This is a genomic window from Paenibacillus cymbidii (assembly GCF_004764705.1).
Lineage (GTDB): Bacteria > Bacillota > Bacilli > Paenibacillales > NBRC-103111 > Paenibacillus_AN > Paenibacillus_AN cymbidii.
Genome location: NZ_SHLX01000024.1, coordinates 71,200 through 92,126 on the forward strand (window position 1 = coordinate 71,200; position 20,927 = coordinate 92,126).

Below are 20,927 nucleotides of genomic sequence, written 5' to 3' on the forward strand. Positions count from 1 at the left end.
CTCCCCTTACAATACCGATGAAGTTTTACTTCTTGCGATTGGAACCCATAGCTCGTATAGGGCATTCACTTGGATAACTCGGAAAAACTGAGCATTTTCCACAAGCTCATATCCATTTGCAGAAAACCATTCTGAAAATAAATAATTCCAGGTGTTATACAATGAACGCGGCGATATTGAAGATAATTCAAACACTACCCACATCTGCTTAGCTATTATTAACTCTATAAGTGAATAAGGACATTCTGCCATTGTTTCAAACCCGATATAACAATCGACTTGATCGTCTGTATGGTAGATTGCAACAAGCAGGATTTCATCTACTTTTTCCTTGGATACTTGCACAAAAAATGTTTGCATATCCATATATCTTGTTTGATCAATATCCGGAACAAAGACACCATTTTTATGTATTGACGAAGTCTCTTTTATACCAATAAATTTGAAGGATTCCCTACTCACAAATCGGAAGTTCATTAGTTTCAACCTTTCCTAGTTTTGTGTTTATGAAGCTCACTTCTTAAACTAAGAATAGCAAGTTCGGCATCAATGTTCCCGACAAAGCTGATATTGTTTTTGTCGGACTCGCAGCATTAAAATGAGTTTAGAACAACGACCCGTTAAATATTTGCTGCGAATTGTCGGGAACACTTCTTTGATAAACGATATGATAATCAAAGATGGGATGTGGAAGAGATGGATTTGTTGAAGAATATGAATGATGCTTTAGCGTATATAGAGAAGAGCCTTGAAAATGATCTGGATATGGCTGAAGTAGCAAAAATAGCTCGTTGTTCGGAATTTCACTTCAAAAAAATGTTTTCCTATTTAGCGGGGATTACATTGCTTGAATATGTTAGAAGAAGAAGGTTGACCATGGCTGGTTTAGAATTAATGAGTCAACCCAGGAAAGTTATTGACGTTGCAGTCAAATATGGCTATCATTCACCAGATTCATTCGCGAAAGCTTTTTATCAATTGCATGGTATTAACCCTTCCGAGGTTAATAAATCCGGGAAATCTTTGAAATCTTTTCCGCGTATGACTTTCCAATTAACGATTTCAGGAGGAAGCGAATTAAATTATCGAATTGAAAATAAAGAAGCATTTACAATCGCAGGTATCAAAGAAAGAATCCCTCTCGTCTATAAAGGCGAAAATCCTGCTATCACAGAAATGTTGACGAAAATAACAGGTGACGTTTATTCCAAGCTGAAATCGCTTGCCAATGTTGAACCTCTTGGAGGGTATAGTGCTTCATTTAATATTTGGGAAAGAGAAAATGAGGAAAAGGCCGAACTTGATCATCTGATTGGTACAGCTACAACAAAAAATGATTTGTTAGATCTGGATTCTCTGCATGTGGCAGCCTCTACTTGGGCCATTTTCACTGTATTTGGAATTCCCGCCGACATACAGGAAGTATGGGGACAAATTTATGCTGAATGGTTTCCCTCATCAAATTATCAACTTGCAGAAGGACCTGAGATTTTATTTACAGATAGAAATTCTATTGGTCCAAACTATAAAAGCGAAATTTGGATCCCTGTAGAAAAAAAGGAATCCGCTACGCAAAGCAGTTAATCTAACTACTTCGGGAGAGCGCATCGCTGTTCTATGCGATTGACACATTGACCGAGATGGAAATTCCGTACTCGACGTTTCGATTCAAGCTTGGGAGAAGGGGGACGTCGATCCGGCCGGGCATGCGGCAACAATCCGAAATGTTGGCGCGCTGCGAGGCTATGCAGCGTTTTTTCTGCGTAAGCAGCCTATCGGGCAAGGAGCAGCGGGAGCTTTCGAAGATGGTGAGACCATTCGTCTGTTAGGCGAAGCTGCGGATCACTATGAAGTGGTGAGCAAGGCGATCTTCGGCATTATGAGAGGTTGCCAACTGACCGTCATTCGTCACCTTCATAGAGCGCAGATGGCGGAAAAGAACGGTCTATTGTCGTTAGAACGGATACTTGGGCGGTTGCATGGCAGGTGAAATGGATATTTTTTGTTCTTTCAATACTTCTGCTATCCTATTTTGTGTGACAAGCTTCTAAAAAAATTAATTTTCCACTTGAACCTAACGTAACGTCATGATTTATAGTGAACATAACGGCAGGATAAAAGACGAGCCACCGGCCGAAAGATCGGCCAAATACATTCGAAATCGGAGGAGAATCGAATATGAGGAAACTGGTATTGTTCATGCACGTGTCGCTGGATGGGTATGCGTCCGATTCGAACGGAGGACTGGGTTGGATTCCGTACAACGAGGAAATCGAGAAATACGCCGAGGAGGTCGTAGCCGAAGTCGGCTCTCCTGTTTACGGACGCACAACGTATCAATTGATGGAGGGCTACTGGCCCACGGTGCTGGACGATCCGAATGCGTCGAAGCACGGTTTGGAGCATGCCAAATGGGTGCAGAATGTGAAGAAGATCGTCATTTCCAGTACGATGGACAAGGCGGAATGGAACAATACGGTGCTGATCAAGGACAATATCGCAGAGGAAATCAAGGCGCTCAAAGAACAACCCGGCAAAAATCTCGTCATTTTCGGCAGCCCGGGTGCGGCAAAGACGCTGCTTGAGCTCGGTCTGATCGACGAATTCCTGCTGACGATTTGTCCGGTCGTCCTTGGCAGCGGCAAATCGGTATTCGACGGCGGCGGCGAAAAAATCAAGCTCAAGCTGCTGTCCAGCCGAACGTTCAAGTCGGGCATCATCGCGGCCCGCTACGAGTTGGAGAAATAACCGCGGAGAGGTTCGAGTGCCCGCGCCGGCTCTGCTGGTGCGGCTCCCGATGCCGGATGGCTTTGTTTTATAAGGTCACTGCAAGCGCTAGGAAAGATAGACTGATTCGCCGCGGCGAACGCAAGAACGCCCCGATATCCTTTCAGTGAAGGGATATCGGGGCGTTTTATTTGCCAAGAAGTTCCGTGCAATAGCATCAGGCGAGAGGGGAAAAGTGAAAGTATTTTTATAGCGAAGTTTATTGTAGATTATTCCATAATCACCCCCTATAATATGTACAAACATTCCAAGTTAAACATTGAAATGGGGGCGTCGAGAATTCCTAAAGAGAATGCATCATCCTCTAAAGAGCTTTTTCCTGTTTATTTGTGGGCACTGGGGTATTTGAAGCCGTATCTGTGGTTGGTGTCTGTTGTTATTGCGACCGGATTAATAAGAGCCGGGGGAGATCTGATCATTCCGAAGGCTACCCAGTACACGATTGACAAGTTGCTGCCGTCTCGGAATTTCAACCAGTTTTATCAAATGATCGGCTTGCTGGTCGTAGTGGTAGTTATTGTACTTGCAGCAAGAGCCTTGCGAACGAAATTGGAGCGGATTGTTTCGGAGAACGCTTCGAAGGATATGCAGATCGATGTGTTCAACCATTTGCGTAAGCTTGGCGTGTCGTATTATGAACGAAATACGGTAGGCTCGATGCTGTCTCTCATGAACAATGAGCTGGGTGCGGCAACAGCCGTATTCCGCTGGCAATTGCCTGTATTGGTAGAGCGAGGCTTGCTGCTTGTGGCGAATATTGCTTTTATGGTATGGATCGATTGGCGATTGTCGTTGATGCTTGTACCTGCGACTCTGCTTGCGATGATATGCTCGCCTGCGATTACAAACCGCACTTTCTTCTATGGACGAAACTTCGGAAAATTACGGAATGAGTTCAATAAAAAATCGTATGAAAGCGTTTCCGCTGTTTATGAACTGCGTGCGAGCGGTTCCGATGAATGGGACCGGAAGCGTCATAGCGAGTCTCAATCGACGATGCATTGGACTTGGACGAGAATGCTCTTCTTCTCATATAGCCGCGGAATTGTAGCGAATGTTTCCTATTTTATCGGTGCAATAGGCGTCTTCTATTTGGGCGCTGTATTTATTCAAGCGGGAACCTTGACGGTCGGCGGGTTTGTCGCCTTTATCCTTTACTTTTTCTTCGGAATCATGAATGTCACGGTGTTAATTGATGTGTTGATCAATCAGCGGACGAATATGTTCCAGGTGAAGAAACTGCATGATTTTATGCTGGTGAAGCCTGATGTGGAGGAAGCGGCGCAGCTTGTGCATTTGCCGGAAATCAAGGGCGAGCTGCGCTTTCGTAATGTGAGCTTCCATTATCCGGGCGGCAGTCCGGTTGTAGAGGGGCTTGACCTGCATGTGAAACCGGGTGAACGGGTTGCCATTGTTGGAGTAAGCGGCGGTGGAAAATCTACGATGCTGAAGCTTGCCTGCCGCTTCTATGATCCTACCGGGGGCATCATTGAGCTGGACGGTGTGCCCATACGGGAGTTATCCCTGGGTCAGCTGCACGAGGAGATCGGTTACGTGTTCCAAGAGACGTATTTATTCGGTTCAACCGTACGTGAAAATATTTTGTTCGGCAAGCCGGAGGCGTCAGATGAAGAAATGATTCGCGCAGCGAAGCAAGCCGCCGCACATGAGTTTATTATGACGTTGCCTCAAGGGTATGAAACCGTCGTGGGGGAAAGAGGCGTGAAGCTGTCGGGTGGACAGCGGCAGCGCATTGCCATTGCTCGAATGCTGCTGAAGAATCCAAAAATTATTTTGCTGGATGAAGCGACCTCTGCGCTGGATCGCATCAGCGAGCTCGAAGTACAGCAATCGTTCGAACGGCTGCTCGTCGGCCGAACGACATTGACCGTCGCACATCGGCTTTCCACCGTTCAAGATTATGATCGTATTGCTGTCCTTGAGAATGGGAAAATCATCGAGTGTGGAACGTATGAGCAATTGCTGCGGCAGGATGGCGCATTCGCAAGGCTTGTTGGAAATCAGAGTGCATAGAATTACTGATTCAGGGGAGGAACTATGCAGTTAATAAGATGGGTCGTTCCACATGTGATGAAATTCAAGTGGATGTTTATATTGTCATTTCTTTTGTTAGGCCTGCAAGTGATTACGAACCTGGCAACGGTTGTGATCCAACAGGTGCTCGTCGACGATGTTTTCATCCAGGGACAATTCGGCTTGTTGACCTGGGTGATTGCCATTTTCGCAGCAGCTTATATTTTAAACAGCATGTTGAACGTAGCGGGGCCCATGGTGTTCCATAATAATCGTTGCAAGCTCGAAAAAGTATTCGCCCAGCAATTTCTGCATTATTTGCATCGCTCCATTCCGTTCACCAGCTTTCAGAAGGAGCGCGTTGCCAAATATGTGAACCATTTATCCCATGACGTTATGCTTTTCGCCAATGCGATAGCACGGGAAATGCCAATTGCGGTTCAGGGGGCTGTATCCATTCTTTTGCTGCTTGGTTATATCGCTTGGGCTAGTCCGATCCTGCTGGTTATCTTGCTGATTTTGGGTGCTGCCTATTACTTGATTGGCCGTTTTTTTGCACCGAAGCTGAAGGAAATCAGTAAAGATGTTGCTGCCAAACAATCCAATCTGGTTATTTTAATAGAAGAAGGAATCTCTGCGACTCGCGAAGTGGTCGCCTATCACCGCCAAGCATGGGAGTACAAAAAATATAAGGAGTTATTTCAAAACTATTTTGATGCTGCTGTCCATGAATCGAAATGGATCAACAAGCAGATGTTTCGCAGCGAGCCGATTCGCTGGGGGGCACGTTTGTTAGTATTTGGAGTTGGCGGCTATCAGGTGTTGAACGGCACGATGTCCGTAGGGGTTTTCGTCGTTGTGTTTCAGTTTACGAATCAGGCGATGGACTCCATGCAGCGTCTGCTGGAAACGGTGTCCGCAATCTCACAGCAGACCGCTTATGGAGAGCGGCTGAAGGAAGTCCTGGACGGGGAATACACGAATACGGGGTCAGGCAAGCTGTCCGGACCGATTGTTGAGCTTGCCTTGGATCAAGTACGCTTCTCGTATGCGGAGGATCGTCCGGATGTACTGAAAGGGATGAGTCTATCGTTTCCCACAGGCAAAAAAATTGCACTCGTTGGGGCGAGCGGCGGAGGCAAGTCGACGATTGCGCAGCTGTTGCTGCGGTTTTTCAGTCCGACAGACGGTACCATCCGGGTGAATGGGGCTTCCTTGCAAAGCATTTCATTGGATGAATGGACGTCCAGAGTATCCGTTGTATTTCAGGAGCCTTACTTATTCGCGGATACGATCCGCCACAATTTATTGCTGGGCCGTGATCATATTTCGGATGAGCAGTTGATGGAATACTGTAAACGGTGTGCGGCCGATGAGATTATTTCCAGCCTTCCCGACAGATTTGACACGGTGCTTGGCGAACGCGGAATAACGCTATCCGGCGGTCAACGTCAGCGGCTGGCAATGGTGAGGGCAATCATCGACGATCCGGAGGTGCTCATTCTTGATGAAGCCTCATCCTCGTTGGATCTGGAGACGGAGCGGAAGGTGCAGGCGAACCTGGATGCGATTCGCCAAGGGAAAACAACGATTATTATCGCCCATCGTCTCTCAACGGTAGAGAATGCAGATATCATCTATGTATTGGAGCAGGGCCAAGTGGCTGAAATGGGAACCCATGAGGAACTGTTGCGGCTGGATGGAAAATACAAGTCGCTCGTCTATGCCCAGCTTGAGGAAGCGGAGGCTTCATAAATAAAAAAAGTCGATCCAAGAGGGTCGACTTTTTTATCACCTTCCGCTCCGCTACTTGCGTGTTACGAACGTACTCGCGCTGCTGCAAGAATCATATCCGGCGAGCGGCTCCTTATGGCCCGATTTATGGCTCGGCAACCAAAATAGCCAATGAAAAATGGCTTATTTGCCCCATTTCACACAGCTCGTCGGAAATAGCCCGTGAAAACATGGCCTATTTGCCCCAGATCATCTTCAAATCGGCATTTCGTGTGGACTGCCCGTTTATGGCGAAATAGGCAATAAAACATGGTCTATTATGTAAGACGTTTGATCGGAGCGGCACGAAAGCCAATTGGTTAGCGGGCAGAGGAGAGAATGCCGCGCGTCGTGCAACGTGTCTGCTTTGCGATCGGCAAAACCCACGAGGCCGGTCGCTTGCATCGGCCTGGCCGCTTCGAGATGGATAAACGCAGGGCGAGAGGGCGGGAGCGGAGAGCGGGGGTTGGGATGGAGAAACGATCAAATTCCCGGCCCTCGCGAACGGCGGGAGCAGTCGCGCCGTTTGTTCCACCACAACAGGATCCGGGTATCGCCGACCGATCCCCAAAACCGTCAAGGTGATCTGCACTGACGGTTTTTCTTATTTCAGAAGAAACAATTCCTCGACGGGAAGATTAAAAACTCTTGCCATCTTGATGGCCAACACGGTACTCGGGATGAACTTGCCATTTTCGATCGTGTTGACCGTCTTTCTGGTGACCCCAATCAAATCCGCCAACTGTTCTTGCGTCAAATTCATTTTGGCTCGTTGCACCTTGATCGTATTTTCCAGAACATCTTCACTCATCGCCTGCAACCTCATCTTTGTCAAGGACCAAGTAACTTGCCAGGGGAGAAATGACACCAACGACGAGCAACAGGTGCAAAACAAGCGGGATATTTAAAGCAACATACAGGCTGAGCGTAAATAAAATCCCAACCGACACCAAAATAGCCCAAAAGCCAATCGTAAAGCTTTTTAGCCGAATCATTCGATAATACTCATTATTTAATGAAATGGCCAAAGGGGGCTTCTTCTGCATGCGAAACGACAACAGGACAATTTTCACGAGGTAGTACGCCCAAACAATCCCGCCAATCACTGAAATAATGGCAATCATGCCTGTGATTAATTTGTCGGTGTCTATATGAAGATATCGAATCAAATAAGTCAACTGCCAGATTGCAAAACCAATCAGAGCTCTTTTAATGAAAGTGGATCTGTTCGTTTCCAACTGTGTTACTTCAGATGCCAAATGGATCTCCTCCTCATCTATGTAACCTATACTACTCATAATATCACCTTGATGTTACAAGGACAAGTTCCAAATCGAAACAAAGCCCGCATTCCAAAGGAACACGAGCTTGCTGCGGCATTTCACGATCACCCGATGCGAGGTTTGCCGGAGAACAGTTTGATCAGCTGGCTGCGGCTTTTCACCGAAAGTTTGCCGTAGATGGCGCTGACATGTTTCTTTACCGTGATTTCACTGATGAACAACGTTTTGGCGATTTCCCCATTCGTCATCCCTTCAAACACGAGAGCGACCACTTCCCGTTCCCGCTCCGTCAGATTGCTGCCCGGTCCGGACCACCAGTCAAGCTCATACGGAAGACCGCCGCGTTTCAGCAAAAAGCGGAGGAACGACTCCAGCTTTTCTCCTCTCGTATCGAGGACAAAGGTGGGGGTAGGCGTTTTGCCGTCATAATGTTGATGAACGACTCCCGCGGCCGGCTGAAAGCCGAGATTCAGATGCGACATGTGGAAAAATTCCAACGGAGGCGGCGAAGCGAAAAACAACCCGCCCGAGCACATATACGAAAACATCAGAAACATCGCCTCAAGCACCATGTCCTGGTTTTTCCAATCGGCGTAGTCGATGGTCCGGATGAACCATCCCGCCTGTCCGGGCGGTTCGGTTTCCAACTGCCGGCGCTCCGAAGGCGACAGGGAGTGCAAATAAGGGCCGGCGAACGGATCGCGGCTCAAGGCCGGCAACGTCCCCCGATGGATCGGAACGATCACGGCAAGTCCGATCGCTTCCCCTTCTGCCGTACGCAGCAGCATCGCCGACTGCGGATCAAGCTCGACCCAGGTGCGCAGCTCCAGGTGCTTGATGGTCATGGTCATCTCTTCTTTGCTCACGTACTCGTCAAAGTGCTCTTCCGTCTCGGGGTCCATCCCCGATAACGATAGCGGAGTAGCCTCTTCCAGCCGTTTGTGCATGTATGCTTCGCCTTCGCCCAAATTGGCAAGCGTCACCGGCTCCCACGTGTACCGGCCGCGGGAATAAGATTGAATTAATGAGCGTATGAGCGGAATTCCCGTGAAATAAAACAGCTCCCCGACTTCCCATTCCGTGCTCCGGTAAGGAGCGGCTTTGCGGATCCGCGCCGCATAATAGAGCGCCGCGCGGCTGCGCAGGCGTTCGAAATGAGCCGGCGTCCGTTCCTCCAGCTGCTTGCGGGTCGCCATCCGCATCAGATCGTGGAGCATCCAGCCGCGCTCCGTCTTCCGGACGAAGGACAAGGAGACGAGTTGCCCGAATGTCCCGTCGTCCAGGTCCCGGCCTATTACCGCCTGCAGCACTTCCCGGTTAAGATGCAGCAACACGCCCGCCGTCTCGACCACTTCCCGGAGTGCGGCATCCGGCACTTCCCGCAGCCAGGCAGCGGCCAACTGCTCGAACCACTCCGACCAGTCCCCGGACTTGCCGGCCCAATGCTCTTGCGGACGTACGACCGACGCCAGCGCCAGTGCCAGCGGATGGCCGCCGGTTCTGCGGCAAACGGCTTCGATCCGCTCTTCGTCGTCCAGCCCGCATTGCCGCAGATAGGAGGCGCTCTCCGAGCCGGACAACTGCTCTAGCGGCATAAACAAAATTCGTTCCCGCAGCGCCGGAGATAAAATCCATTTGTCCTTCAACCGGTAGCGTCCCGCCAAAATCAACAGAACGCCGTCCGGCAGGTTCGGTATGAACCGCTCTCGAATCCAGCCGTCGAGGCTGCCCATCTCCTCATACGTATCCAGCGCGATCGCCACCCGGCCTTGCGCGGCCAATCGCTCCAACCGGGCGAAACAGGCGTCGGGCGAATCAGAGCGCGGTTGCGGTTCGTCCGGCATAAGCCCCTGCAACTGTCGCAGCAGCAAATCCCCTTTATGGTTAAAATCGCGGCTGTCTACCTGAAGCAAACATGCGCCTGCCCGGTCGGCCAAGCGGCGGAAGGCGTCCAGCAGAAAACTTTTTCCTATTCCGGCCGTGCCGTACAAGCTCCATACCGTTTGGCCAGCCGCTCCTTCGGTCAAAAACCGGCGAAAACGGGATAACGGTTCGCCGCGGCCCGCGATATATTGATCTTCTCTCAGCTCGATCCGGTTTATCGAATCCCGCCCGTTGTTCCAGGCGCCGGTGAATCCGTCCTTGTCGTTCGGCATTGTTTCCATTCCCTTTGATCGTGATTCTATAGCGATTCGCCGCTCCTTTGCCGAAGTCCTTTTTCCGCCCGCGCTTAAGCGGCTTGGCGGTGCGGGAACGCCAAAAAAGCCCACAAAGTGGGCTTTTTTTTCGAGGCTGAAAGTCTAATCCATCCGAACCCCGCCGTTTACTTGCAGACGGGTTCCGGTCATAAACCGGCTTTCTTCGCTGGCGTACAGCGCGATCGCGCCGGAAATATCCTCCGGCAGTCCCACCCGCTGCAGCGGCGTCATGGCGGCAAGCTGGAGCTTGTACGCTTCCGGCGTTACGCTGGAAGCTTCCGTTTCCACCAGTCCGGGGGAAACCAGGTTCGCGGTCACTCCATGCGGAGCAATCTCCTGCGCCACATATTTGACGAAGGCGTCCAGCGCCGCCTTGGCCGAACCATGGGCCGCCATATAGGGAACCGGCGCTTCGGACGCATTGCTGGAGATGTAGATCAAACGACCGTAACGCTGCTCGATCATGGCCGGCAGGATGGCTTGGGTCAACGTAAACGCGGCTTTCATCTCATCCTGCAGTTTTTGCGCCAGTTCCTCCCATTGCATGGCCAGAACGGGCTTCACGACAAAGGACATATGCGCATTGCTCACCAGAATATCGATCTCCCCCCAGGCTGCCCGAATGGGAGCAAGCGCTGCATGGACCTGCTCGGGATCCCGCACGTCCGCTTGCGCGAGCGCCGCTTCTCCTCCGGCTTGTCGAATGCGGTCCACGACAGCCTGAGCGGTCTCCTTCTGGCGGACATAATTGACCGCCACCTTGGCTCCGAGCCGGGCCAGTTCTATTGCGGCTGCAGCGCCGATTCCGCGGCCCCCGCCCGATACGAAAGCGATTTTGCCCTCTAAGCGTTTCATGAGTATTCCTCCTAAAGGTTTATGCCGCGGTTACTTGCCAGATGGAAGCCTCACGCCGGCTTGACGACCATCAGCAGAATCAATACCAAGCCCAGAGCGGAAACGGTGTAGTACACCCGGTTCGCTTGGGAGAGAAGCGTCAGGCTGTCGGCCTGCACCACGTTCGAAACCGCACTCAGCGATTGCGCAAGCCGGTTCATCATTCGCCCCAGTACGCCCACCACCATGATCTGGATGACTACGTACAACCCCAGGGAAGCGAGAATCCACAACTCCGAAAACTGCCAGTCGGACAACGCAACGAGCAGAATTCCCGAAACCACTGCAAGTGTACCGCCGATTTTGGGAAAGTAATTCAGCCGCCCGAACAACGCCAGCGAATCCAGCAATTGTTCCCGGCTCTGGTTTTTGCGAAGCAAAATATGACCGAAATACGTCGGTCCGATGCCCAGCACCGCCGACAGCACATGAATCGTTACCAGCCAGCCCATTCCAACACCTCCTTGTTGTTTCGTTGGTTCCCTTTCATTTACGAGATTCAATGTATCATGGGGGGACGCCGCTCCGATATTATACGATCGTATAGTATTCGGGTCCGGCAGGGCTTCCGTCTTGCGGCGGCGGAACTTTCCGGGGCGATCTGCAGTATATGAACAGAGAGCGAGAGGAACTTGCAGGGAGGGGTAACTTTGATTAATCAGGCACCCGAATATGCAACGCCCACGTTGACGCGGCTTATGGAAATACCGGATGAATTTTGTTATGAAGTGCCATTCGGCATGCTTTTTGACAGCCTGCTTTATGTTGGGGTTGCCGAGCAAAAAAAGTGGTATACCCCTCCTCATTTTCATCCTCATTTTGAATTGTGTTACATTGTGAAGGGGCAAGGGTGGTTTTATAACAACAGCCATTTTTATAACGTGAAGGAAGGGGATCTGTTTCTTTCCAAAATCGGGGAAGTCCATTATGGCGCGGCTTCGGGAATCGATTCCTTCAAGATGTACTATTTGGGCTTTAAACTGGATCAAATGAAAAATCTGGAGCTGGATTACATTGACATCGGGAATCATCGGGTAGTCGAGGATCGAACGGGAACGCTGAAACGGATGTTCGATAATATCATGGAAGAAATTCGAAGCGTGCAGAAGCAGAGCATGCGTATGGCTCAAAGTCTGTTGATTCAGCTGCTGATTACCGTCTTGAGAAATTACTCCCGTGCGGTCGAGCAGGGCAAATCGTCATCGGCCATTCTTCATCCGGCGGTCAGGCGCACACTTGAACGGCTTCATCTGGAAGTAAACATCAGGCATAACGCTGACGGTTTATGCGCTGCCGTACATCTGAGCCGCTCCCATTTAAACCGGTTATTCAAAACGACGCTCGGCATTTCCATCAGCGACTATATTCGTGCGCTCTATATGGACCGGGCCAAATATTACTTGCGGGAAACCAATGATTCCGTTACCGAAATTGCGGAAAGAATGGGGTTCAACACGATTCATAACTTCAGCATGTTTTTTAAAAAGGGGGCGAAAATGTCGCCTGCCGGGTTTCGCAAGTTTGTTCGTGACAAAGCAAACGTAAAAGATGATTCAAATGTTTAAATTGTTGCGTCAGATCGGGAAAGACAGCGGATTGTCGATCATTTACAATGAAGCCATCAAAAATATAATGAGGTGTTGTAAATGGTGGATTATGATTGGTTGCCCTCCGATCACGATATGGCGTTCTTTAACGAAAACGGCTACTGGATCTCGCCAAAAATCATCGACGATGAACGTTTGACCTTGCTTAACCGGCACATGGACAACGTATACAACGGGGAATTTGAAACCGGCAGGGCTCCGTGGAAAGCCTGGAAGGATACACCCGGTCTCAGGCAAACGGACAATTGCCATTGGGCCGATTATACCCTTCGCGAGTTGGCCGTTGATCCGTTAATCGGTCGACTTGCCGCGAAGCTGCTGAATACGAAAAGCACGCGGCTATGGCACGATCAGTTGTTGTACAAGCCGGGAACGGGCACGACGAGGGTCAAGGCAAACGTTGGATGGCATCAGGATTATTCGTATTGGCAGTGCGTGGCCGAGCCTGCTTTAGTGACGGCTTGGGTTGCTTTTGACGATGTATCGGCAGCCAACGGGTGCATGCAGGTTGTTCCGGGCAGCCATAAACAGGGGTTAATGAAGGTGAACGACTTTTACGAGCAAAATATCGAGCAACAAGAGAGAGGATTAAAGGAATCGTTGGGCGGATTGTTTAAACCGGTTCCAATCGAAATGAAGGCGGGGCAAGTAAGCTTTCATCATGCGCTGACGATTCACGGCAGCGGAGCGAATACAACGGATCGGCCGCGCAGATCGATGGCCATCCATTTGATGTCGGGCGAAGCGCGTTATAAAGCCGGCACGATCAACGATCATCATATGAATGTAAGATTGTTTCAGCCCAAAGACGGCGAACGATTCGTCGGAGATGGACTGCCGCTGCTTTATGAGGAAAAATAACCGTTCTCGAGGGGCCAGTAACGATGGGCGACAAGAAGGAATTCGGGAAACCGCGCTTGCGGGAGAAGGCCAAATTTCATTTTGACCATTTGTATATGAATGATCCGCAAGTGTACGATTCCGTCCTGTTGTACCAGGTGGGCGATTTGAGCTGCGATGCCGGGTTCTCCATCGGCGATCATATTCAAGTTTGCTATGAAATCAGCTACATTACTTCCGGCAGCGGCTATTATCGCAGCAACGAATCCCGCTATCCCGTCAAAGCCGGAGACCTGTATCTTAATTTGCCTGGCGAGCATCATGATGGCGAGGCGGATGAGAACGACCCGTTCCGGTATTATTATATTGGATTCGGCTTCGACACAACCAAAGGCGATTACAACAACCTGACCCACATACAGCGCATGTTCGATCAAGTGCGGATTCCCGTAGTCCGGGATCGATTCGGGATTGAGTCGGCGTTTCTCGGCATATTTAATGAGCTGATTCATCTGAAGGAATATTCGGACCTGCTGATCAAAACGTATATTTATCAAATTATTCTTCTCACGTACCGCAATTTTTTTGAAAGCTGGGAGAAGCAGTATTCCCGGATCAACAACGCGGATGAAAACAACTCCGTCATCTATGATATGATTCACTTCATTGACATCAATCTGGAAAAAGGAAACATGATCAAGCTGCCTCAATTGGAGGAAGAGCTCGGATACAGCTACTCGCATCTGTCGCATCTTTTTTCGCAAAAAACCGGCTTGGCCATCAAGCAGTATTACAATCGCAAACGGTTTGAGAAAGCGGTGGAGTGGCTGAAGGATTCCAGCTACACCATCACGCAAATATCCGAAAAACTCGGTTATTTGTCCATTCACAGTTTCAGCAAGGCGTTCCGCAAAAGCTACGGAATCTCCCCTAGTGAATATCAACAGCTCGTAAACAATCGCAAAAAAGGAACAACAGATTAACCGATAGGGCCAAAGACTTCGTGCCGCCCTTCCTGATACGATTGCAAAGGAGTTCGGCGATACGGACAGGGAGGGAACAATAATGGCCACATTAAAAGTAGGCATTATCGGTACGGGGGGCATCTCGGACATTCATATGAGCTCTTATGCGGCAAATCCGGAAGTGGAGCTGTACGCATGCTGCGATCTGAACGAAGAAAGGGCCGCCAAAAAAGCGGAGAAATACGGGATTAGCCGGATTTATACGGATTACAACAAGATGCTGGCGGATCCCGAACTGGATGCGGTGAGCATATGCACGTGGAACAATGGTCATGCTCCGATCAGCATCGCGGCGATAAAAGCAGGCAAACATGTGCTCGTGGAGAAGCCGCTCTGCATGACGATCGAGGAAGCGTTGGAAGTAGAGCAGGCTGTTCGGGCAAGCGACCGTGTGCTGCAGGTCGGATTCGTCCGCCGTTACGGCAACAATACGAAGATTGTCAATCAGTTTATCGAAGCCGGCGACATGGGGGAAATCTATTATGCCAAGGCGTCCTGCCTGCGCAAAATCGGCAACCCCGGCGGCTGGTTTTCGGACATGGAGCGTTCCGGCGGAGGGCCGTTGATCGATCTTGGGGTGCATGTCATCGACTTGTGCTGGTATCTGATGGGCCGTCCGAAAGTAAAATCGGTCAGCGGCAACACCTACAAGAAGCTTGGCAACCGCTCGAATATACAGAACCTTTCCTATTACAAATCGTCGGATTACGACCCGAACAAAAATGACGTCGAGGATTTGGCCAATGCCTTGATCCGGTTCGAGAACGGGGCGTCGCTTCTGGTGGATGTCAGTTTCACGCTGCATGCCAAGCAGGACGAGATTACCGTCAAAGTGTATGGGGAAAAAGGCGGCGTAGAGCTGGAACCGGAGCTGCTGCTGGTTACGGAAAAACACGATACGATTCTGAACGTCCATCCTCAAGTGGACAGCCTATCCTTTGATTTTAAATCGGGCTTCGGCAATGAAATCAATCATTTCGTCAACACCTGCTTCGGCAGAACGCAGACGCTCAGTCCGGTTGAAGACGGGGTGGAAATGATGAAAATATTGTGCGGCATTTACGAGTCGGCGAAGCTTGGTCGGGAGGTTCAATATTAAATCATGAAACTGACGAACAAAATTGGCGTTATCGTGGACAGCTTCGGCATCGGCGTGCGCGATGGATTGAAGAAGGCGGCGGAAGTCGGAGCGGAAGGCGTACAAATTTATGCGGTCAGCGGCGAGATGGATCCGGACAACCTGTCGCCGGCTGCGCGCAAGGAACTGAAAGCGTATATCGATTCGCTTGGGCTGGAAATTTCCGCCTTGTGCGGCGATCTGGGCGGCCACGGTTTTCAGGACGCTGCGCAAAATCCGCGGAAAGTAGAGAAATCAAAACGAATTCTCGACCTCGCGGTCGAACTCGGCACGAACGTCGTTACGACGCATGTCGGGATCGTGCCCGATGAATCGCATCCCGTGTATACGTCGATTCTGGATGCGTCCGAGGAGCTGGCCCGTTATGCGGCAAGCATGAATGCCCATTTTGCCATCGAGACGGGTCCTGAAACGGCAGCACATCTCAAATCTTTTCTGGACAAGCTCAGCTCCAAAGGGGTTGCCGTCAATTTCGATCCGGCCAACTTTGTCATGGTGACAGGAGACGATCCGGTAAAAGGCGTTTACACGCTCCGGGATTATATCGTACACACGCATGTCAAGGACGGCCTTAAGCTGCGCAATTTCGTCGATCCGATTGCCGTATACGGATTCCTCGGTCATCAGGGCATGTCGCATGACGAGATTGCCGTCATGGCTGCCGAAGGGGAAGCATTCCGTGAAGTGCCGCTAGGCGAGGGCGGCGTGGACTTTGACCGCTATTTTGCCGCATTGTCCGACATCGGGTATAAGGGATATCTGACCATCGAGCGTGAAGTGGGCGATCGTCCGGAGGTTGACATTCGACGGGCTGTTGCGTTTATTAAACAGTACCGTTAATGGTAGACGGCAGACAAAGCGGATAAATACGAGAACCTTGAGCGATCAAGGTTTTTTGTTTTTTATCCAATTGCACAATTCCTTCCAATGCAGGATAGAAATTTGCTTCATTATGTGGTTATATGAAATCAACTATCTATTTTTGTTGCTTGGAGGAGGATTATGGAAGTTTTATCGAATCGGAAATGGTGGGTTCTACTGTTCGTTATGGTTACATGCACCATATTGGCCGTGCTGCTTGGCGGAAATAATAACGTGTATGCGTTTTCGGGTGTTGGGGCAGGAACGTCAGGGAGTCCTTATATTATCACGGATCGGAGTCAATTAAACGAAGTGGGAAATGAGTTGACTGCTCACTATCGATTGGGCGGGAATATCGATTTGGCCGGCCCGAACTGGGAACCGATTGGGGAGTGGAACGGCAATCATCCATTCAAAGGCGATTTTGACGGAAACGGATATACGATTTCCAATTTAACCATCGACACCGATGGTGCCGGTACGAGCAATCTCGGGTTGTTCGGTTATATTTCGGGTGCCGCGATCAGAAATGTCGGACTGGTGAATGTAACTATCGATGCCGCAGACGGCGACTACATCGGCGGGTTGGTCGGATACAGCCAAAATTCCACAATCGAGTATGCGTATGCGACCGGAAATGTAGCCGGCGGCGATTCCATCGGCGGGTTGGCCGGCTATACAGCCGATAATGTCGTTCGCTATTCTTACACGTCTGTCAAAGCAACCGGAACTTCCAAGGTTGGGGGATTGATTGGCGAGAGTGATGGCGGGACGGTTGAGTACAGTTACTATAATTCGGGTCTGACAGCCGTTTCTGCCGGCGGAACGCCGCTTGCCGAGGCGGATATGAAGGACAGCAGCAAATATGACGAACGCTGGTATTTCACCGAAGATGCCGCCGACTTCAGCGAATGGGGCATAATCGAAGGGACAACCTTCCCCATGCATCGCAGAACATTCGACCGCATCACGCTGGACACGCTGGAGGTTGCGGTAGGCTCCACTCCGGGCGCCGGCGATCCGGTAGTCTTCGAGCCGGATTTCTCAAGAGGTCAAGCAACCTATTCGGGGATCGTACCGAATGCCGCGAATAAAGTAACGGTATCTGTGAACGCGCTGGACAGTGTCGCTTCGGTTAATTCCGGGGGCAGCACCGAAACAATCGATTTGATCGAAGGAGCAAACACGATCCATATCAAGGTTTCGAGCCTTGGTGCGGCGGTCCCGGCTCCATGCGGCAATCCGTGTACGCTGCCGGGCACTTATGAACTGGAATACACCCTTCAACTCAACCGGGAGGACGGGAACACCTATCCTCACCATATCTCGACAGCGGAGCAGTTGGCAACGATCGGCACGGGCACCTCGGACGGCTACCAATTGAGCGATCGCTACCTGTTGACGAACGATATTGACTTGTCCGCGTATTTAAGCGCATCCGGCGGGGGCTATAACGGCGCCAAAGGATGGAAACCGATCGGGGACGACGCTCATCCTTTTACCGGAACATTCAACGGGAACGGCCATGTCATTTCAAATTTGTTTATTGACCGCGCAGATGAAGATTACATAGGGTTGTTTGGCGTAGCATCGGGCGTGATCCAAAGTATCGGTCTGCATCGGGTGGAGATTACCGGCAAGAGCAATGTGGGAGGTTTGGTCGGAGAGCTCCGCGACGGCGGCAGTATTGCGAAAGCTTACACAACCGGAACGGTAACGGCAACCGGTCCGCGAGCGGGCGGTTTGGCGGGGAAATCAGAAGGGGATGTGACGGAAGCTTATTCCGCCACGGACGTCTTCGGACTTAACGGCTCCGATTCCATCGGAGGACTCATTGGGGAGACGAACAATGCAAACGTGACAGACTCTTACGCCGCAGGGAATGTAACCTCGTCTGCAAGCTCCGGAGTAGGAGGGTTAATCGGCGCAAGCGCCGGCACGGCAGTAACCGACTCCTTCTGGGATATCGAAACGAGCCATCAAAGCACTTCGGCCGGAGGGGGTTCAGGCAAACAAACGGCGGAGATGAAATTACAATCGACCTTCACCGGTGCGGGGGTGGACTGGGATTATACCACCGCCTGGGCCATGATCGAAGGGACGACATATCCGATGTTCAAACAAGACTACGAAGCTGTGAAGCTGACTAGTTTGAACGTCACGTCTGGCGGAGCCGTGTTGAATTGGGATCCTGCCGCGTTCGTTGCCGGGCAAGGCTTATATACCATTACATCGAACCGCTATATACAAACCGTACAAATAGCAGCCGGCCTCGCTGTATTGCAATCGAAGTCCAAAATTGCAGGAACGGAAGCGGCTTCGGCAACGGTCTCCGTGATCCCTGGCGATAACGAGATCGCAATCGAAACTACGGACGAGAACGGAATTGCACAAGGTCGGTATAAGCTGAAGCTGCAGGTTCCCGCACCTGAAGCAACCGACATGGATATTCCATCCGACGGTTATTACGGAATCGGAAATACGTTGGCGTTCACCGTAAGTTATGAGGGAGATGTGGATGCTCCCGTCGGCACGCCAAGATTGCCGATCGTCATTGGAGAAGGGGCGGATTTGACAACGGTTTACGCCGACTACACGGAACAGCCTGCCGGCGAACGGAACAAGCTCGTGTTCAAGTATGTGGTGGAAGAAGGATTTGTCGATACGGATGGCATCGGGATCGGAACGGAAATCGATTTGCCGGTTGGCGCCGCTATTACGGCGTCCGGTGTAGACGTTTCGCTGGCTGTACCTGCGGCGGGAACGAACAACATAGTCATTGAATCGCGGAAGCCGCAGCTCGACTTGTCGTACAGCCCGACCGGCGCAACCGGCGGTTCGGTCACCGTCAGTGTAACAGCTGCCGTATATGGCGGCGCCAATGCGTTAACCAAGCTGAATTGGCTGCCGGGGAGCCGCGCCGCGGCGGATTTTGCCGGCGGTGTGAGCGGAACCGATCTGATGACGGCCAGGCAATTCTCGGTCACCGTCAACGGGGTGTATACGGTTTATGCCAAAGATGCTGTCGGCAATGAAGCGGTGCGTGAGATTTCCATTGCCAATATAGCGGCGCCTCCATCAGATGAGGATACGGGAGCGAGCGGGAGCGGAAATGGGAACGGGAATGGGAATGGAAGCGGCAATAACCCGCCTCTAACTCCTCCCGAAGAACAAACGTACGTCATCGATTTACAAGATGGAATCACTGTTCGGATCGATGCTTCCGGCATGGTGAAGGAAACGTTGGCCGATGGAACCGAAATGGAGAAAATTGCGCTGTCCCCCGAGCTCCTCAAGCAGATCCGGGAAGCGCTGGAAAAAGCGCAGCAACCGTTTGTCACCCTTGCAATCAACGACTCCGTGCAAGTCGTGCAGGTGCAGTTCTCTGCGGCTTCGCTCGGGAAAATAAAAGATTCCGTTGCCGATGCGGTACTCGAAATCGAATTGAACGACTCCAGTTTCCAACTGCAAATTCAAGTGCTCGATTTGGAAGCGCTGGCCAAACAACTCGGCGTTGCGATTCAGGATATGCAAGTAAATGTCGTGATCGGCAAGGTGAGCGGACAAGCGAAGGAGCAGTTGGAGCAAATCGCAGGCAACCAGGGACTGAAGCTGATCGGTCAAGCGGTGAATTATCAAGTGACGGTTACGGCAGGCGATCGGACGATTGAGGTTAGCGATTTTGGCAGTACGTATCTGGTCCGGGCAATCGTGCTTGACGATGGATTGTCGAACAAGAATATCGTTGCCGTACTTTATGACCCGGCAACCCGGACGTTGTCCTTCGTTCCTGCCGTGATGGCCACGAGGGGAGACGGGCAGAAGGAAGTATCGATGAAGGTTCCACATAACAGCATTTATGCGATTATGGAAGCGGAGAAGAAGACATTCCCCGACCTGAACGGCCATTGGGCGAAAAGCGACGTGGAGCTGCTCGCATCCAAGCTGATTATAAACGGAAGGTCCGAAACCGAATTTGCTCCCGACGACAGCATTACACGAGCCGAATTTACAGCGCTGATGGTACGCGCCTTGGGGCTAAAGCTGGACGGAAAGAGCGAAAATACGAAATTTCAGGACGTAACTGCCGATAGCTGGTATGCTCCCGCTATCGAGGCAGGGGTGAAAGCGGGATTAATCGACGGGATTTCGGAGAATCGTTTTGCGCCGGCCAGCATGATCACCAGAGAACAGATGGTGGTGATCATCGCGAATGCCTTGTCAATCGCCGGCAAACCGCAAATGGACGACAACGAGGCAACGAAATTCCTTGCTCCGTTTGACGACCAGCCAGGCATCTCCATCTGGGCAAAAACGGCGATGGCACAATCCGTAGCGGCGGGCATTATACAGGGAATATCGGAAAACACGCTGGCGCCGGCCAAACAAGCAACAAGAGCGCAAGCTGCCGTCATGTTGAAGCGATTCCTGCTGGCGGTCGAATTTATGGATTGATGAATTAAGCGGCCGGAGCGAAGCGGGTACTT

Annotated in this window: 16 protein-coding genes; 10 read left to right on the forward strand and 6 right to left on the reverse strand. The window is 50.9% G+C overall.

Annotation, left to right across the window (positions count from 1 at the left end; all coding sequences use genetic code 11):
- Positions 1 to 6: 6 nt before the first annotated feature.
- Positions 7 to 477, reverse strand: coding sequence for a GyrI-like domain-containing protein (locus EXY20_RS27230; protein WP_135555289.1), 471 nt, complete (start codon positions 475 to 477; stop codon positions 7 to 9).
- A 219-nt stretch (positions 478 to 696) separates the two neighbouring features.
- Between EXY20_RS27230 and EXY20_RS27235 the strand changes: the two genes are divergently transcribed.
- The 4 genes from EXY20_RS27235 (at position 697) to EXY20_RS27250 (ending at position 6,576) form a co-directional block, all read left to right on the forward strand.
- The gene (locus EXY20_RS27235) at positions 697 to 1,584 is read left to right on the forward strand and encodes an AraC family transcriptional regulator (protein WP_135555290.1); all 888 of its coding nucleotides are present in this window, start codon (positions 697 to 699) and stop codon (positions 1,582 to 1,584) included.
- Between the two features lie 594 nt (positions 1,585 to 2,178).
- Positions 2,179 to 2,748: a dihydrofolate reductase family protein gene (locus tag EXY20_RS27240; protein ID WP_135555291.1), complete on the forward strand. Its 570-nt coding sequence runs from the start codon at positions 2,179 to 2,181 to the stop codon at positions 2,746 to 2,748.
- Positions 2,749 to 3,021: 273 nt separating this feature from the next.
- Positions 3,022 to 4,821 (forward strand): ABC transporter ATP-binding protein, encoded by a 1,800-nt coding sequence (locus EXY20_RS27245; RefSeq protein WP_135555292.1) that lies wholly within the window; start codon positions 3,022 to 3,024, stop codon positions 4,819 to 4,821.
- Positions 4,822 to 4,845: 24 nt separating this feature from the next.
- Positions 4,846 to 6,576, forward strand: coding sequence for an ABC transporter ATP-binding protein (locus EXY20_RS27250; protein ID WP_135555293.1), 1,731 nt, complete (start codon positions 4,846 to 4,848; stop codon positions 6,574 to 6,576).
- A gap of 622 nt (positions 6,577 to 7,198) precedes the next feature.
- Here the strand turns inward: EXY20_RS27250 and EXY20_RS27255 are convergent.
- The 5 genes from EXY20_RS27255 to EXY20_RS27275 all read right to left on the reverse strand — a co-directional run bounded on the left by EXY20_RS27255 (position 7,199) and on the right by EXY20_RS27275 (position 11,421).
- The gene (locus EXY20_RS27255; RefSeq protein ID WP_135555294.1) at positions 7,199 to 7,405 is read right to left on the reverse strand and encodes a helix-turn-helix transcriptional regulator; all 207 of its coding nucleotides are present in this window, start codon (positions 7,403 to 7,405) and stop codon (positions 7,199 to 7,201) included.
- A complete protein-coding gene (locus EXY20_RS27260) occupies positions 7,398 to 7,853 on the reverse strand; it encodes a hypothetical protein (RefSeq protein WP_135555295.1) in 456 nt (151 codons plus the stop codon). The genes EXY20_RS27255 and EXY20_RS27260 overlap by 8 nt, the downstream gene beginning before the upstream one ends.
- 128 nt (positions 7,854 to 7,981) lie before the next feature.
- Entirely contained in the window at positions 7,982 to 10,033 is a 2,052-nt protein-coding gene (locus EXY20_RS40505) for a LuxR C-terminal-related transcriptional regulator (protein ID WP_328592600.1), read from the reverse strand.
- A gap of 144 nt (positions 10,034 to 10,177) precedes the next feature.
- On the reverse strand, positions 10,178 to 10,930 hold the full coding sequence (locus tag EXY20_RS27270) for an SDR family oxidoreductase (RefSeq protein ID WP_135555296.1): 753 nt from the start codon (positions 10,928 to 10,930) through the stop codon (positions 10,178 to 10,180).
- 50 nt (positions 10,931 to 10,980) lie between these two features.
- Positions 10,981 to 11,421, reverse strand: a complete 441-nt coding sequence (locus EXY20_RS27275; RefSeq protein WP_135555297.1) for a DUF2269 family protein — start codon at positions 11,419 to 11,421, stop codon at positions 10,981 to 10,983.
- A 198-nt stretch (positions 11,422 to 11,619) separates the two neighbouring features.
- Here EXY20_RS27275 and EXY20_RS27280 point away from each other — a divergent pair, with 198 nt between their 5' ends.
- The 6 genes from EXY20_RS27280 to EXY20_RS27305 all read left to right on the forward strand — a co-directional run bounded on the left by EXY20_RS27280 (position 11,620) and on the right by EXY20_RS27305 (position 20,895).
- The gene (locus EXY20_RS27280) at positions 11,620 to 12,534 is read left to right on the forward strand and encodes an AraC family transcriptional regulator (protein WP_135555298.1); all 915 of its coding nucleotides are present in this window, start codon (positions 11,620 to 11,622) and stop codon (positions 12,532 to 12,534) included.
- Positions 12,535 to 12,615: 81 nt separating this feature from the next.
- A complete protein-coding gene (locus EXY20_RS27285) occupies positions 12,616 to 13,437 on the forward strand; it encodes a phytanoyl-CoA dioxygenase family protein (protein WP_135555299.1) in 822 nt (273 codons plus the stop codon).
- A gap of 23 nt (positions 13,438 to 13,460) precedes the next feature.
- A complete protein-coding gene (locus EXY20_RS27290) occupies positions 13,461 to 14,399 on the forward strand; it encodes an AraC family transcriptional regulator (protein ID WP_135555300.1) in 939 nt (312 codons plus the stop codon).
- 82 nt (positions 14,400 to 14,481) lie between these two features.
- Positions 14,482 to 15,540: a Gfo/Idh/MocA family protein gene (locus EXY20_RS27295; protein WP_135555301.1), complete on the forward strand. Its 1,059-nt coding sequence runs from the start codon at positions 14,482 to 14,484 to the stop codon at positions 15,538 to 15,540.
- Positions 15,541 to 15,543: 3 nt separating this feature from the next.
- Entirely contained in the window at positions 15,544 to 16,419 is an 876-nt protein-coding gene (locus EXY20_RS27300; protein WP_135555302.1) for a sugar phosphate isomerase/epimerase family protein, read from the forward strand.
- A 333-nt stretch (positions 16,420 to 16,752) separates the two neighbouring features.
- Entirely contained in the window at positions 16,753 to 20,895 is a 4,143-nt protein-coding gene (locus EXY20_RS27305) for an S-layer homology domain-containing protein (protein WP_167859555.1), read from the forward strand.
- The last annotated feature ends 32 nt before the right edge of the window (positions 20,896 to 20,927 follow it).

What these genes read in the sequence shown, in the direction of transcription:
- EXY20_RS27230 (WP_135555289.1), bottom strand. Translation starts at nt 477, where the DNA reads ATGAACTTCCGATTTGTGAGTAGGGAATCCTTCAAATTTATTGGTATA.
- EXY20_RS27235 (WP_135555290.1), top strand. Translation starts at nt 697, where the DNA reads ATGGATTTGTTGAAGAATATGAATGATGCTTTAGCGTATATAGAGAAG.
- EXY20_RS27240 (WP_135555291.1), top strand. Translation starts at nt 2,179, where the DNA reads ATGAGGAAACTGGTATTGTTCATGCACGTGTCGCTGGATGGGTATGCG.
- EXY20_RS27245 (WP_135555292.1), top strand. Translation starts at nt 3,022, where the DNA reads ATGTACAAACATTCCAAGTTAAACATTGAAATGGGGGCGTCGAGAATT.
- EXY20_RS27250 (WP_135555293.1), top strand. Translation starts at nt 4,846, where the DNA reads ATGCAGTTAATAAGATGGGTCGTTCCACATGTGATGAAATTCAAGTGG.
- EXY20_RS27255 (WP_135555294.1), bottom strand. Translation starts at nt 7,405, where the DNA reads ATGAGTGAAGATGTTCTGGAAAATACGATCAAGGTGCAACGAGCCAAA.
- EXY20_RS40505 (WP_328592600.1), bottom strand. Translation starts at nt 10,033, where the DNA reads ATGCCGAACGACAAGGACGGATTCACCGGCGCCTGGAACAACGGGCGG.
- EXY20_RS27270 (WP_135555296.1), bottom strand. Translation starts at nt 10,930, where the DNA reads ATGAAACGCTTAGAGGGCAAAATCGCTTTCGTATCGGGCGGGGGCCGC.
- EXY20_RS27275 (WP_135555297.1), bottom strand. Translation starts at nt 11,421, where the DNA reads ATGGGCTGGCTGGTAACGATTCATGTGCTGTCGGCGGTGCTGGGCATC.
- EXY20_RS27285 (WP_135555299.1), top strand. Translation starts at nt 12,616, where the DNA reads ATGGTGGATTATGATTGGTTGCCCTCCGATCACGATATGGCGTTCTTT.
- EXY20_RS27290 (WP_135555300.1), top strand. Translation starts at nt 13,461, where the DNA reads ATGGGCGACAAGAAGGAATTCGGGAAACCGCGCTTGCGGGAGAAGGCC.
- EXY20_RS27295 (WP_135555301.1), top strand. Translation starts at nt 14,482, where the DNA reads ATGGCCACATTAAAAGTAGGCATTATCGGTACGGGGGGCATCTCGGAC.
- EXY20_RS27300 (WP_135555302.1), top strand. Translation starts at nt 15,544, where the DNA reads ATGAAACTGACGAACAAAATTGGCGTTATCGTGGACAGCTTCGGCATC.